Origin of the sequence: Carbonatibacter coralli (genome assembly GCF_039592655.1) — a bacterium.
GTDB classification, from domain to species: domain Bacteria; phylum Pseudomonadota; class Alphaproteobacteria; order Kiloniellales; family Kiloniellaceae; genus Carbonatibacter; species Carbonatibacter coralli.
The window spans coordinates 162,877-176,330 of the sequence record NZ_JBBUTJ010000004.1 but is presented as its reverse complement, the minus strand read 5'-3'; the positions used below and the strand labels follow the sequence as shown (position 1 = coordinate 176,330).

Sequence of the window (13,454 nt, the reverse complement as noted above, 5' to 3'; positions counted from 1 at the left end):
AAAGGGTGAAGAATGGCGCAGGCCACAAAAACAAACGGATTTTTGAAAGCGGCTGTGGCCGACTTACAAATGGCAAGCTGCTTTCTGACACGCCTGCCCGTCGGCTGGCCCAAAGACCCTGACGGAAACTGGTGCCAGCGCCCGCTTGCCGACACAGTCTGGAGCTATCCCCTGGTTGGCGTCCTGCTCGGTCTGCTGCTCGCACCTGTTCTCTGGCTGGCAACCAGTCTGGGGTTGCCCGAGCTTGCAACGGGTATCCTTGCCGTGATTGCCCTGGTCCTTCTGACAGGAGCCCTTCATGAGGATGGTCTGGCCGATGTGGCTGACGGCTTTGGCGGGGCCTTCGAAAGGGAGCGCAAGCTTGAGATCATGAAGGACAGCCTGATCGGGAGCTACGGTGCCGTTGCCCTCGTTCTGATCACGATCCTCAAGGCCAGTCTCATCGGCGCCCTGAGCCAGAAACTGGACCTCCAGAGCCTCATTCTTTCCCTTGTCAGCGTCTTTGCCCTCTCCAGAGGAACCATGCCTCTGCTGATGCTCATCCTGCCCTATGCGCGCAGTTCCGGTCTGGCATCCAGCGCCCAGACGCCAACCAGACAGCGAACGGCTCTCGGGCTGTTCCTCTCGCTCACCATCGCCTTTCTTTTGCTCGGTGCAAGTCCGGGCGGCGTGGTTTTCCTGTGCGTTCTTGCAACGGTTGCCCTGATTGGCTTCATTGCGAAAAAACAGATCGGCGGCATCACTGGTGATGTTCTCGGCACCGCGGTCAAGCTGTCCGAAACCGTTGCCCTGATCGCGTTGACAGGCCTTGCAGGATAGCCCCATGGAACAGTTCGCCCCAACCCGCTGGTTTCTTGTCCGCCACGCCCCGGTCCGGGAAAACAACGGCAGCCTGTATGGGCGCCTTGATTTCAACTGCGACTGCTCGGACTCCGAAGCTTTTGGCAGGCTCCGGACCCAACTGGAAAGGCTGAAGCTTTCAGAAAACCCGGTTGTCCTGACAAGCACTCTGAAACGCACCAGCCAGACCCTCCACGCCCTGCAACTCCCCTGTGGAGATTCGGAAGCTGCGGCATTCCCGGAGCTGAATGAACAGGATTTCGGCGACTGGGAGGGCAAAAGCCATCAGGAACTCGACAGCACCATTCCGGAGATCATGAAAAGCTTCTGGGACAATGCAGCCGAGAGCATCCCGCCGGGCGGAGAGAGTTTCAGACAGCTCTGCGAACGGGTCAGTACCTTTGTTGGGACCAGTACAGAAACACACAGGGGACAGGATATCCTCTGCATCTGCCACGGCGGGACAATCCGCTCGGCCGTTGCCCACGCCCTGGGTCTGTCACCAACACAGGCACTGCAACTGAAAATCGACACGCTTTCCCTGACAGTGCTGGAAGCCTATGAACAGGACAATGAGGTTTCCTGCGGGCTTTCCTGGGCTGTTTCCGGCCTGAACCTTCGATGAACCCCTGAAGCCTTTATCATCTTTTCGCCACAACTGTTGTAGTATAGTTGGCGCAGTCCTTTTCAGAGCACCACCCTACCGGAGGTTTTCCAAGGTGTCCCACCGTTCTTTTGCCCTCACTGAAAAACAGAGTTCCCCGCTTCTTCTGCTCACAGCCTTTCTTGCCGTTCTCTTCAGCATGCTGTTCATCTCCAGCGGAAAGGCCCAGTCCAGCGAAGCGCAGGAAATTGTAGCGGAGTCCCGCTATACCGTTGAAAAGCTCAAGGCTGACAAGGATTTCGCCAATGTCAGCGACTATATCAGCCGGGCCAAGGCTGTTCTGATCATTCCGCAACTGATCAAGGCCGGCTTCTTTATTGGCGGTGAAGGCGGAACCGGTGTTCTTCTGGTCAAGGGCGATGACGGCACCTGGAGCAACCCGGCCTTCTACACTCTGGCCGCAGGAAGCATTGGTCTTCAGATTGGCGGAGAGGTCTCCGAGGTTGTCTTCACACTGATGAACGACGGTGCTGTCCAGTCCATCATCGACAATGAAGTCAAGCTTGGTGCGGATGTTTCCGTTGCCGTCGGTCCGCTGGGACGTGGACTGGAAGCCTCCACAACAACCAATTTCGATGCTGATATCTACGCCTTTTCAAGAACGGTCGGTCTGTTCGGTGGCGGCGCCTTTGAAGGAGCAAAACTCTTTGAGCGCGAGAGCTACAACAACGGATACTACGCCAACGGCGCAACACCCCGTGCGATCACGATCGAGCGAAAGTTCAACAATCCGCAGTCTTCCGAGCTTCGCAAGGCACTTCAGTAGTTCCGACCGAACAGCGAACCCGCAACAGCAGAAAAAAGGTCAGCCTCCCGCTGGCCTTTTTTCACGAGAAGCTGAAGGAATAGAGCAGCAGAAGAGCCAGAATCGTAACCAGAAAGATACCGGCAAAGGTCAAAAGCAGAGCCAGCCGCCCCAGCAGGGTCAAGGCCTCCGAACGTGAAGCCGGAAGCCCTTCAAGCTTCATGGCTCCCCCCACAGCGCCAACAGCAACGTTTCCACCCTGCCAGGCGCGGGCCAGAGCACCCGCCGGATTTGCTGAAGGGGTCAGACAGGCTGCGGCGATGAAAACAAAGGCCGCAATCGCCTCAGGAAAAAACTGGAACAGGCGATCCAGCTGTCTTGCCAGCCAGTCAAAGCCTTTTTCCATCGGAGCCTGAAGGTGCCTCTGCCTGTAGAAGCGGGCCACCTGTGCAACGGCCTGCTGAACAAAAAGCCCAGGCAATCCCAACAGACAATACCAGAAAACCGGCGTCACAAGTCCTGTCACAAAACCGGTGGCGATTCCTCCCATCACACCTGTTGTCACAGAAGGTTCCGACAGGTTCTGCAAATCCCGGTGACGCATCACATCGCTGATCAGGGGAAAGAGCTCCTCCCGCGCTGTGATGGGGCTGCCCGCCCCCAGCGCCTTGCGTATCCGTGACAGACGCATCTGCAATCCGCGCAGGGACAGAAACAGTGTGAGAATCAGGATCTCCAGCATCCAGACATAGGGGGCCTGCCTCAACAACAGTTCCAGAAAAAGGGCAAAACCGAGTGCAACCAGACCAACAATCAAAAGCATCAGGCTGCCCTGGACAGCCTGCCCGACCTGCGAAACCCCGGCCTTGCTCTTCCCTGTCGCCTGTCCGCGGTTGAACTGCCTGTCAAGCGCGCGGATCAACCGGACAATCCACTGCCGGGGATGCCATCCCCGCCCCGTGAAAAGGCCGTAGCCTCCCAGCAGGGCTTCCAGCCCCAGCGCAAGCAGCAGAAGCACCAGCGGCTCGGAAGAATTCAGGGCACCCCACTTGAAAAGGCCGGCCTCAGCCACCCCGGAAAGGTCGGGAAAAAGCGCAAACAGTGGCTCGAAGCAGGACTGGATTTCGGCAAGGAGAGACATCAGGCAGGTTTCTTTATTTTACAGGTCAAACTGTGCAATCCGCACACATTTGTCTGTAATATCTTGCATTTCTTTGCACTTTACGGCAAGTCTGTGCAGCTCTGGGTCTCAAAGAACAGGGCTGAATGGTTTAAAAACAGAACCTGACAAGGACACAGTGATGACTGATACCACAGCTTCGAATTCAGAAACGGTGCTGGGTGTTTCCGAGAAGCCACCCGTCAAGCTTTGGGGCCTTTTGAGCCTTCAACACCTCTGCGCCATGTTTGGTGCAACCGTTCTCGTCCCCTTCCTCGTCACTGGCGGCATTCAGGCTGCCAACCCTGACTCCCAGGGTCTGAGCACAGCCATTGCGCTGGTTGCTTCCGGTGGTGGCACACTGCTTTATCTGATGATCACCGGCTTTCGCATTCCGGCCTATCTTGGCTCTTCCTTCGCCTTTATTGCGCCCCTGATCGCCGCCGGGGCGGCAGCAGGACTGCCCGGCGCCATGCTGGGTGCCTTTGCAGCAGGTACCGTTTATATTGTGGTTTCCATCCTGATCACACTCTTTGGTGTGAACTGGCTGATGCGCATGCTTCCCCCGGTTGTGGTTGGCCCGGTGATCATGGTTATCGGTCTCGGTCTTGCACCGATCGCCATCAGCATGGCCACCAAGGGCGCAGGCAGTGACTACAACAGCACCTACTTTGCCGTTGCACTCTTCACACTGGTCATGACCATGATTTTCTCTGTGGTCCTGCGCGGTATCTTCAGCATCATCCCCATTCTGCTGGGCGTTCTTTCCGGCTATATTCTCTCTGTCATCCTTGGTCTGGTTGACCTGTCCTCCGTTGCCAATGCCCCGTGGTTTGCAGCACCGGACTTCACCAGCTTCCCGACTGCACTCGAAGGCGACTGGCCCTGGTTCGTTCTGCCTCTGCTGGTGCCTGTTGCCCTTGTCACCATTGCCGAGCACATTGGCGACCAGATGGTTCTCTCCCGCGTTGTTGGCCGCAACTTCCTGCGCAAGCCGGGCCTGAACCGCTCCCTGCTGGGTGATGGTGTGGCAACAATGTTTGCAGCCCTGATCGGTGGCCCGCCCAACACGACCTATGGCGAAAACATCGGTGTGATGGCCATCACACGCGTTTTCTCTGTCTATGTTATCGCCGGAGCTGCTGTGATTGCGATCCTGCTTGGCTTTATCGGCAAGATCTCGGCTGTCATTTCCTCCATTCCGGTTCCGGTCATGGGCGGTGTTGCCATTGCCCTCTTCGGAGTGATTGCCTCCTCCGGCCTGCGCACAATCGCAGAAGCAAAGGTTGACCTGAACGAGAAGCGCAACCTGCTGATCACCTCTGTGATCCTCGTTCTGGGTATCGGCGGTGCCGTCATCCACATCGGTGAATGGGCAACCCTGTCTTCCATGGCTGTTGCAACTCTGGCCGGCATTATCCTGAACCTTGCCATGCCGGGCCGTGACAAGGCCGGTGACACAGACGCCATGCTGAACAACGAATAAACCCGTTTCAGCTTTCAATTAAAAAGGTGCAGGCCTTTTGCCCTGCACCTTTTTTTCTGCCTGCTTTTCTGGGGTTCAATTTTCTGGGGTTCAATTTTCTGGAGTTCGATTTTTCACCCGATCTTTCGACCCGCCCTGTCTCTTTGAAAACTTGCAGTCTCTGAAGACATGCAGCAAGCCGGCTCTTACGACAGGGCCTGCTCCAGATCGGCCAGAATGTCCTCAACCTCTTCCAGACCAACAGAGAGACGCACCAGACCGTCGGAAATGCCGTGCAGGGCCCGTTCCTCCGCTGTGTAGGTTGAATGGGTCATGGAAGCCGGATGCTGTATCAGGGTCTCCGCATCCCCCAGGGATACGGCACGCTGGATCATCTCCAGACGGTTCATCAGGGCAATACCCGCATCATGGCCGCCCTTGAGTTCGAAAGCGATCATGGCACCGGGCTGCGCCATCTGTCTTTGAGCCAGCTCGTGCTGGGGAAAGCTCTCCAGCCCGGGATAGAATACAGCTCCGACAGCCGGATGAGCCTCCAGCCAGGTGGCAACAGTTGCTGCAGAGCTGCAATGACGATCCAGCCTCAGGGCCAGCGTCTTGATCCCCCGCAGGATCAGCATGGCATTGAAAGGTGCCATGACAGCGCCCGTCATGTCCTTCATGCCGATCAGACGGATATCCTGAATCTGCTCTGCAGAGCCGACAACCAGACCGGCAACCACGTCGCCATGCCCACCCAGATACTTGGTCGCGGAATGCAGCACAATGTCTGCTCCCTTTTCAATCGGACGTGTCAGAAAGGGCGTCGCATAGGTGTTGTCCACCACAACCGAGGCCCCGTGGCGACGGGAAATTCCTGACACCTGTTCGATATCAACCAGACGCATGTTCGGATTGGCAGGCGTTTCAAAATAGACAACCCGCGTCCTGCTGCTGATCACATCTTCCAGATTTTCGGGAACCGTCATGTCCACGTGAGTGATGGTCACGCCCCACTTTTCCAGACCATGCCGCATGTAGGCAAAGGTGCAGCCATACAGCGTCTTGTCGACGATCACCTCGTCCCCCGGTGACAAAAGCGTCCAGAGTGTCGCCGTAATGGCCCCCATGCCTGATGAGAGGGCCAGCCCCGCCTCTGCTCCTTCCAGAGAGGCAACGCGCCTTTCCAGCAAGTCGCAGGTCGGATTTGATATGCGGGAATAGATATGCCCTGCCCTCTCACCGGCAAACATTTCACCACCGGCTTCGGCCGTTTCAAAGGCAAACGTCGATGTCAAATAAAGCGGCGGCGTCAGCGCCCCCTCGTTTTCCTGCGGATCGTATCCAAGGTGAATGGCGCGGGAGGCAAAGCCTTTGGCTGTCGATGTCATAATGTCCTCACTCTGCAGTTTAAAGCAGATTACACCAAGAAGAAGAGCATTTAATTGCCAATACAAGCTTTTTTTATTAATATTTTGGCATATTATGCCAAAAGGAAGCATTATGGACGCAAAAGATCGCCAAATTATCAGAGCCCTGCAAAAAAATGGCCGGATGAGCAATCAGGATCTGGCAGATGCGGTTCAGCTTTCACCTTCCCCCTGTCTGCGCAGATTGCGCAATCTGGAAGCTGACGGCATCATCAGGGGTTTTTCAGCTGAAGTTGACGAGAAAGCCTACGGTCTTCCCATTACTGTTTTCGTCCGGATCAAACTGGAACACCACAATGCCGGGGATGTCCAAAACTTCGAGCGTCATATCCTGAACATCGATGAGGTTCTGGAATGTCACGTGCTGACCGGCGTCACCGACTACCAGCTGCGTGTTGTTGTCGCCGACCTCAATGCCTACGAGGATTTCATCCGCAAGCGCATTCATCCCATCGGGGGTATTGCCTCGATTGATACCAGTTTTGTCTACAGCACCGTCAAGAAAACCAGCGTCTTCCCGATGGTTCACCGGGAGCATCCCTCATAAACAAAAGGTGCAGAGCATCTGCCCTGCACCTTTTGGGAATTCAAAAATCTCTGGAACGCTAGCCCTTTTTCAGATCGACAGCGAGCTTCCCGTTTTTCGCCCAGCCTTCTTCGGCATCCACTTCATTGAAGAAAACATAGACAACGTTCGGATCGGCGTCATAGGCCTCAATGAAAGCCTGGGTAATACCCTCCACCAGTTTGCGTTTCTGATCTGCCGAGCGGGGGGACTGTTGAACGGTAACAATTGGCATTGTTCGCACTCCATGTTCTGCCTGTATTTTTATGCGACACAACCATGAAGTACATTTTTCAACAACTCAAGCTTTCATTGAAAAACTTTCAGAGACATTTCGGTGACAGCTTCACGCAGCCAGCCCCTTTGCCATGAAGTCCGTCAATCTTTTTGCAAAAGCAACAGGATCACGCGGCTGTTCTCCTTCCAGAATACGGGCCTGATCCAGCAACATGTTCGCAGCATCTTCCAGTCGGTCTGCTGCCCCGTCCTTCTTGGATTCCTCGATCAGATTCACAATCAGGGGATGCCTCGGGTTGATTTCCAGAATGCGTTTTGAGGCCTCGTCAAGTTGCTTGTGACTGCGCAGGATACGCTCCATGTGCATGTCCATATCGCTGCCGTCCGCAACCAGACAAACCGCTGAGTCCGTCAGCCTGCTGGAAGAGCGGACATCCTTGACTTCCTCGCTGAGGGTCAGCTTCAAAAGCGCGAGAAGGGTTCCAACATCCCTGTTGTCCTCTTCCTTTTCCTCTGCAGTGTCCTGATCGGCATTCTCCGCCTTCACCTGATCCAGCTCTGTGCCACCACGCGTGACAGACTGGAAGGATTTCTCTTCGAACTGCGGGACAGTGGACAGCCAGAACTCGTCAACCGGATCTGTCAGAATCAGAACATCAACGCCCTTGGCCCTGAAGCCTTCGACCTGAGGGCTGCGACGCAGAACATCGGCATCCTCACCAGAGATGTAGTAGATCTTTTCCTGTCCCTCTTTCATGGCGGCAACATAGTCTTTCAGGGAAACCCAGCCATCAGAATTCAGGGTTCTGAAACGGGCCAGTTCCAGAAGCGTCTCCCGCTGGGTAAAGTCCTCGTAAAGGCCTTCTTTCAGCACGGCGCCGAAATTGTCCCAGAACTGCAGATAGGCTTCCTGATCCTTGTCCGCTTTCTTTTTGAGGACAGAAAGAATGCGCTTGACCAGACCGCTGCGGATCTTGCGCAGCATCGGATTGTCCTGAAGCATTTCCCGGCTGACGTTCAGCGGCAGGTCCTCACTGTCCACCACACCGCGTACAAAGCGCAGATAGGGCGGAATCAGTTCTTCGGCTCCTTCGGTAATAAAGACACGGCGCACGTAGAGCTTGACCGAGTGCTTGCGCTCCGGCTGGAACAGATCACCGGGTTTGCTGCCCGGGATATAGAGAAGACCGGTGTATTCCAGATTGCCTTCCACACGGAAGTGCTCGCGCAGCCAGGGTTCATCATAGGCATGCGCCACATGATGATAGAATTCGCGATACTGCTCGTCCGTGATATCGGATTTGGAGCGCGTCCAGATTGCAGAGGCCGTGTTGAGGACATCCCACGCGCCCTCCTGTCCCTCTTCGCCTGCTTTCCACAAACGGATCGGCAGGGAAATGTGATCGGAGTAGGTCTTGACGATGTGATCCAGACGATAGGGTGTCAGGTATTCCTTTGCATCGTCTTTCAAATGCAGCGTGATACTTGTTCCGCATCCCTGGGGACGGCTGTCTTCTGCAACGGTGAACTCGCCCTTGCCATCCGATGTCCAGCGCCAGGCCTGATCCTCACCCGCCTTGAGAGACAGGACGGAAACCCTGTCCGCAACCATGAAGGCGGAATAGAACCCAACCCCGAACTGACCGATCAGGTTTGCGCCATCCTTGCGGTTTTCAAGCGCGTTCAAGAAGGCACCTGTTCCGGATTTGGCAATTGTTCCGAGGTTTTCGATCAGTTCACTGCGATCCATACCGATACCGTTGTCTGAAATTGTCAGCGTGACGGCATCGGGATCAGCAAGGAGATCGATCCTGAAATCGTGGCCTGCAGCGGCAAGATCCGGTTGCGTCTGTGACAGATAACGCAGCTTGTCACAGGCATCCGAGGCGTTGGAGATCAGCTCGCGTAGGAAGATTTCCTGATTTGAATAGAGTGCATTGGCTACGATATCCAGCAGACGGGAAACCTCCGCCTGAAATGACAGCTTTTCTTCTGACATTGATATCCTCTGTTTTTTATGACTGAAAAGATGAAATGGTTTTGCGGGCCTCAATAGGAATTCCGGATCCGGCCCTGTCTGCCATATGGCGCAAAGCTGCGCGTTTTTCAAGCCTCTCGATGCCAGAGCGGCGGCTCTGCAATCGTCATGACAGACAGACTGAGGAAAATTCCCACCATCAGAAGAAGCTCCAGCTTCATGCTGATGCGCAGCAGTCTGAAAGGCGCTCCCAGGGGAACCAGCACAAAACGGTTCAGCACCCCCAGCAAAAGAAGTCCTGCGGCCAGGAACAGCTTCAGGAGAAACCAGCCCCCATAACCCTCGAGTATCAGGAGATTGGCAAGGCTCTGCACAATGCCAAAGGCAAGGAAGCCCCCGGACAGGACCAGCGCAACCAGAAAGGCAGGTGCACGTTGTCCGAAATCCTCCGGGAAGGAACCGGCCTGCCGTTTCCCGGTCAGCACAAGCATCGGCACCAGAGCGGAAAACCAGAAGGCCGCAGCCAGAACATGCAGCCCGTGCGCCAGCTTCATCATGTAAAAGTTGCCGAAGCTTCCACTGTGCCCCGTCAGAACAGTCCCCAGCCCCAACCCCGTGACAGAAAAAACAATCCGGACAGAAGCCGGAAGACGCCAGATCCCGAGCGCGGCAAATCCGATCAGAAAGAGAACAAGCTGATACCCCTGATCCGACCCAAGCAGAATCAGGGCGATATCACGTGCAAAGGCAAGATCATCTGCAAAGCCGCCCGACCAGTGCCAGAGCGCCAGAAAGAAACCGGTCGTAACGAGCCCGCCACACAGAGCCGTCGGAGCGGCAAAGCGGCGCAGAGCCGGTGTGCTTTCCTGAAAGAACATCGCCAGCAGTCCCTGTCCCGCACCTGCCAGAACAAAGGCATAAAGCAGCGTCTTCAAAAGAATCAGGGGAAGAAGCTCACCGTCCAAAACCACTACTCAACACCAAAATCGAATGCACCTTTCACGGGATGTCCGTCCGCAGACAGAGCCTTCCAGAGCACCTGATACTGTCCCTTTCCGGCCTTTGCCTCTTCCAGAGACAGGGCATGCTTGCTGCTGCGCTCCAGGCCATCCAGAGGCAGCGCAACCTTGCGACCATCCGGAAGAACAAGCTGGACTCTCGTGAGGATGACCTCCTGATTGAATTCCATTTCGAGCTTTTGTGGCAGGGCCTCCAAAACCTGTCCGGCTTCCGGAGAGGTCCGTGGTCCCTTGGCATGAGACAGGGCCTCCTGCGAGAAGACAAGGCTCATCATCAGAACAAGGGCAAGAGAGCTGATCACATTTGACAAGGGTAACATTCTGAACAATCCCGAACTTCAATCCTGTACATTACATGATGAAGCTTCCCTCAAGAGGAAGGTCAAGCCACCAAAACGGATTTTATTCGGTTTGCAACGCTGCTTTTTCCTTGGAAGCACCGCACACAGAGGATACAAATCATTCAGCTTTTACCGATTTGAAGACAGTCTTTTCCCTGTCGCATTACCATGTGGATCTTGACCTGATGGGTCTGTTGCAATCATCCCGTATCACAGCCGTTCTGGGACCAACGAACACTGGCAAGACCTATTTTGCCATGGAACGGATGCTTGCCTATTCCTCGGGGATCATGGGCTTTCCCCTGCGCCTTCTTGCGCGCGAGAATTACGACAAGGCGATCAAAATCAAGGGCAGCAACAAATGCGCACTGGTGACGGGCGAGGAAAAAGTCATTCCTCCGGCTGCACGCTATTTCTTCTGCACAGTTGAGTCCATGCCACTGGATCGTCTGGTCGAGTTCGTTGCTGTCGATGAAATCCAGCTCTGCGCAGATGAGGAACGCGGTCACATCTTTACAGACCGCCTGATGAATCTGCGCGGTACGGCTGAAACAATGTTCATGGGCTCCAGCACCATCGCCCCGATCATCCGAAAGCTGGTCAGGGATGTCGAGTTCGTCGAACGCCCGCGTTTTTCGAAGCTCAGCTACAACGGCACCTGTCGGGTCACACGTGTGCCGCCCCGCTCTGCCGTGGTCGCCTTTTCAGCAAGCGACGTTTATCAGACAGCCGAGATGATGCGTCAGGCCCGTGGAGGAACAGCTGTTGTTCTGGGCGCCCTGAGTCCGAGGACACGCAACTCCCAGGTCGAACTCTTTGAAAACGGTGATGTTGACTACATGGTCGCCACCGATGCTATCGGCATGGGTCTGAACCTGAACGTTGATCACGTCACCTTTTCACGCATGGGCAAGTTTGACGGGCGTATCTCGCGCCGGTTGACCCCTGCCGAGGTCGGCCAGATCGCCGGGCGCGCCGGACGCCACACCCGTGATGGAACCTTTGGCACGACCAACGAGGTCGGCGGCATGGACCAGGAACTGATAGACCGGATTGAAAGTCACAACTATGCGGACATTGCAGCAATCTACTGGCGCAACCCCGATCTGGACTTCCGCAGCCCCAAGACCCTGATCAAATCCCTTGAGCGCCGTACAACGGAAGAATGCCTCCTGCGTGTCCGCGATGCCGAGGATCATCAGGCTTTGGTCGCTCTGGCGATGGAAGGCTCCATTCTGGATATGGCAAAAGGTCGTCAGGCTGTCGAACTGCTCTGGGACGTCTGTCAGGTTCCCGATTTTCGCAAGACCCTGACAGATCAGCACATCCGTCTGCTGTCCCAGATTTACCACTTCCTGATGACCGGCAAGGGGAAACTTGACACGGACTGGGTTGCTCAGCAGATTGAACGCATTGACAAAACGGGCGGGGACATTGATACCCTTGTCCAGCGCATTGCGTGGATCCGGACCTGGACCTATATTTCCCACCGTGAAAACTGGTTGGAAGATGCCGAACACTGGCAGGGGCAATCCCGTGCCATTGAAGATCGATTGTCAGATGCTTTGCACGAGCGTCTGACGCAACGTTTTGTAGACAAGAGGGCTGCGACACTGGTGCGCAGTCTCCGTGCGGGAGAAAGAATATTGGCTTCTGTCAAGGCGAATGGTGACGTCGTTGTTGAAGGTGAACTGCTTGGACGAGTGGAAGGCTTTGCCTTTACGCTTGATTCCAGCCTGCAGGGGGGCGACGTCAAGCCAGCACTGACTGCAGCGCGCAAGGCCCTGCTGTCCGACATTCCGGAGCGCGTTGCGCTGCTGGAACAGGACAATGATGGTTCCTTCCTGCTGGATGATCAGGCCCAACTGACCTGGCGCGGTGTACCCATCGGCAAGATCACCAAAGGCGACGCGCCCCTCAAGCCGCTGGTCGAGGTTTACAACAGCGAATTTCTCGACGGTCCCTCCCGCGAGCGCATCCGCGTCCGCATGCAGGGCTGGCTGGATCGTCACCTCAAGGCACAGCTCAAGGCCCTTTTCGCACTTCAGGATGCCAAACTGGATGCCGGTGCGCGCGGTCTTGCATATCAGCTGAGCGAAGAGCTTGGCTCGGTTCAGCGCCGCACTGTGCGCGACATGGTCAACAGTCTGGGCAAGGACGTGCGCAAGGAGATGGGCACACTCGGCGTTCGCATTGGCCGGGAATACATCTTTGTGCCAAGCCTCATGCGCCCGCGCCCGAGCCGTCTGCGCGCCCTGCTGTGGGCAAACTGGAACGGAAACAGTGTCCCCGCCCTCCCCGATTTCGAGGCAACGCATTTCGAACCTTCTGACGAGCACAGTGAAAACTTCTGCAAGGCTATCGGCTATCGTCTGATGCAGGATCGCAAGGGCAAATCCCTCGCCGTTCGCATTGATGTCCTCGAACGCCTGTCCCACGAAGCCTTCAAACTGCTCCGTGGCGAGAAACCCAAAACGGAAGCTGCCGGTCCTGCCGAAGAGAACAAGGCCGAAGAAAGCAAGACAGAGGAAAAGGCTGCTCCTGCGGATGCCACACCTGTTGCTTCAGAAGCTCCCGAAGCAGCCGTTCCTGGCGAGGAGGCAACTCCCGCTGCAGAGACAGAAGCACCAGCTGCTGAAGAAACCCCATCCGAAACAGCTGCTGACGCAGAGCCGGCAGAAGCTGCAGAAGGAAAAGCCGAAGAGCCGGAAATTCCGGAAGGTTCCTTTGCGATCAACGATGCCATGCGTGACATGGCAAAGATGGACGAGACAGCACTGGCCTTTACCCTGAAGTCCCTGCGGTTCCACCCGACACGCCTCAAAGGTGGTCTGACAGTCTTCTCCCAGCGCCAACCGGGCAAGGGGGGCAACAATGCCAATCGCAATTCCTCCTCTCCGGCCTCTGCCAACAAGCAAAAGCAGCGCAACAGGCAGCGTCAGGAAGAAAAGGCCCGTATGGCTGACTCTCCCTTTGCTGTCCTGCAAAGCCTGAAGACTGGAAAACGCTGAGCG

Annotated in this window: 12 protein-coding genes; 6 read left to right on the top strand and 6 right to left on the bottom strand. The window is 55.8% G+C overall.

Going from position 1 to position 13,454, the window contains the following annotated elements; all coding sequences use genetic code 11:
- The first annotated feature begins 12 nt into the window (after positions 1–12).
- The 3 genes from cobS to AAAH10_RS11350 all read left to right on the top strand — a co-directional run bounded on the left by cobS (position 13) and on the right by AAAH10_RS11350 (position 2,270).
- Positions 13–819, top strand: coding sequence for an adenosylcobinamide-GDP ribazoletransferase (cobS, locus tag AAAH10_RS11360; RefSeq protein WP_343563602.1), 807 nt, complete (start codon positions 13–15; stop codon positions 817–819).
- Between the two features lie 4 nt (positions 820–823).
- Entirely contained in the window at positions 824–1,465 is a 642-nt protein-coding gene (locus AAAH10_RS11355) for a histidine phosphatase family protein (protein ID WP_343563600.1), read from the top strand.
- A gap of 94 nt (positions 1,466–1,559) precedes the next feature.
- Positions 1,560–2,270 carry a lipid-binding SYLF domain-containing protein gene (locus AAAH10_RS11350; protein WP_343563599.1) on the top strand — a complete coding sequence of 237 codons (711 nt, stop codon included), beginning with the start codon at positions 1,560–1,562 and terminating at the stop codon, positions 2,268–2,270.
- Between the two features lie 61 nt (positions 2,271–2,331).
- Here AAAH10_RS11350 and AAAH10_RS11345 read toward each other — a convergent pair whose 3' ends face one another.
- Complete coding sequence (locus AAAH10_RS11345; RefSeq protein WP_343563598.1) at positions 2,332–3,390, bottom strand: cobalamin biosynthesis protein; 1,059 nt, start codon at positions 3,388–3,390, stop codon at positions 2,332–2,334.
- A 160-nt stretch (positions 3,391–3,550) separates the two neighbouring features.
- Between AAAH10_RS11345 and AAAH10_RS11340 the strand changes: the two genes are divergently transcribed.
- Positions 3,551–4,894, top strand: a complete 1,344-nt coding sequence (locus AAAH10_RS11340) for a solute carrier family 23 protein (protein WP_343563597.1) — start codon at positions 3,551–3,553, stop codon at positions 4,892–4,894.
- A gap of 185 nt (positions 4,895–5,079) precedes the next feature.
- Here AAAH10_RS11340 and AAAH10_RS11335 read toward each other — a convergent pair whose 3' ends face one another.
- A complete protein-coding gene (locus tag AAAH10_RS11335) occupies positions 5,080–6,261 on the bottom strand; it encodes a methionine gamma-lyase (RefSeq protein ID WP_343563596.1) in 1,182 nt (393 codons plus the stop codon).
- 112 nt (positions 6,262–6,373) lie between these two features.
- On the opposite strand from AAAH10_RS11335, the gene AAAH10_RS11330 reads away from it, so the two are divergent.
- Positions 6,374–6,847: an Lrp/AsnC family transcriptional regulator gene (locus AAAH10_RS11330; RefSeq protein ID WP_343563595.1), complete on the top strand. Its 474-nt coding sequence runs from the start codon at positions 6,374–6,376 to the stop codon at positions 6,845–6,847.
- 58 nt (positions 6,848–6,905) lie between these two features.
- Here AAAH10_RS11330 and AAAH10_RS11325 read toward each other — a convergent pair whose 3' ends face one another.
- From AAAH10_RS11325 to AAAH10_RS11310, 4 genes are all read right to left on the bottom strand, one after another.
- A complete protein-coding gene (locus tag AAAH10_RS11325; RefSeq protein WP_343563594.1) occupies positions 6,906–7,100 on the bottom strand; it encodes a tautomerase family protein in 195 nt (64 codons plus the stop codon).
- Between the two features lie 111 nt (positions 7,101–7,211).
- Positions 7,212–9,101: a molecular chaperone HtpG gene (gene htpG / locus AAAH10_RS11320; protein ID WP_343563593.1), complete on the bottom strand. Its 1,890-nt coding sequence runs from the start codon at positions 9,099–9,101 to the stop codon at positions 7,212–7,214.
- A 107-nt stretch (positions 9,102–9,208) separates the two neighbouring features.
- Positions 9,209–10,051 carry a CopD family protein gene (locus AAAH10_RS11315; RefSeq protein ID WP_343563591.1) on the bottom strand — a complete coding sequence of 281 codons (843 nt, stop codon included), beginning with the start codon at positions 10,049–10,051 and terminating at the stop codon, positions 9,209–9,211.
- On the bottom strand, positions 10,051–10,419 hold the full coding sequence (locus tag AAAH10_RS11310) for a copper resistance CopC family protein (protein WP_343563588.1): 369 nt from the start codon (positions 10,417–10,419) through the stop codon (positions 10,051–10,053). The genes AAAH10_RS11315 and AAAH10_RS11310 overlap by 1 nt, the downstream gene beginning before the upstream one ends.
- Positions 10,420–10,625: 206 nt before the next feature.
- On the opposite strand from AAAH10_RS11310, the gene AAAH10_RS11305 reads away from it, so the two are divergent.
- Positions 10,626–13,451 carry a helicase-related protein gene (locus AAAH10_RS11305; protein WP_343563587.1) on the top strand — a complete coding sequence of 942 codons (2,826 nt, stop codon included), beginning with the start codon at positions 10,626–10,628 and terminating at the stop codon, positions 13,449–13,451.
- The last annotated feature ends 3 nt before the right edge of the window (positions 13,452–13,454 follow it).

What these genes read in the sequence shown, in the direction of transcription:
- cobS (WP_343563602.1), top strand. Translation starts at nt 13, where the DNA reads ATGGCGCAGGCCACAAAAACAAACGGATTTTTGAAAGCGGCTGTGGCC.
- AAAH10_RS11355 (WP_343563600.1), top strand. Translation starts at nt 824, where the DNA reads ATGGAACAGTTCGCCCCAACCCGCTGGTTTCTTGTCCGCCACGCCCCG.
- AAAH10_RS11345 (WP_343563598.1), bottom strand. Translation starts at nt 3,390, where the DNA reads ATGTCTCTCCTTGCCGAAATCCAGTCCTGCTTCGAGCCACTGTTTGCG.
- AAAH10_RS11340 (WP_343563597.1), top strand. Translation starts at nt 3,551, where the DNA reads ATGACTGATACCACAGCTTCGAATTCAGAAACGGTGCTGGGTGTTTCC.
- AAAH10_RS11335 (WP_343563596.1), bottom strand. Translation starts at nt 6,261, where the DNA reads ATGACATCGACAGCCAAAGGCTTTGCCTCCCGCGCCATTCACCTTGGA.
- AAAH10_RS11330 (WP_343563595.1), top strand. Translation starts at nt 6,374, where the DNA reads ATGGACGCAAAAGATCGCCAAATTATCAGAGCCCTGCAAAAAAATGGC.
- AAAH10_RS11325 (WP_343563594.1), bottom strand. Translation starts at nt 7,100, where the DNA reads ATGCCAATTGTTACCGTTCAACAGTCCCCCCGCTCGGCAGATCAGAAA.
- htpG (WP_343563593.1), bottom strand. Translation starts at nt 9,101, where the DNA reads ATGTCAGAAGAAAAGCTGTCATTTCAGGCGGAGGTTTCCCGTCTGCTG.
- AAAH10_RS11310 (WP_343563588.1), bottom strand. Translation starts at nt 10,419, where the DNA reads ATGTTACCCTTGTCAAATGTGATCAGCTCTCTTGCCCTTGTTCTGATG.
- AAAH10_RS11305 (WP_343563587.1), top strand. Translation starts at nt 10,626, where the DNA reads ATGGGTCTGTTGCAATCATCCCGTATCACAGCCGTTCTGGGACCAACG.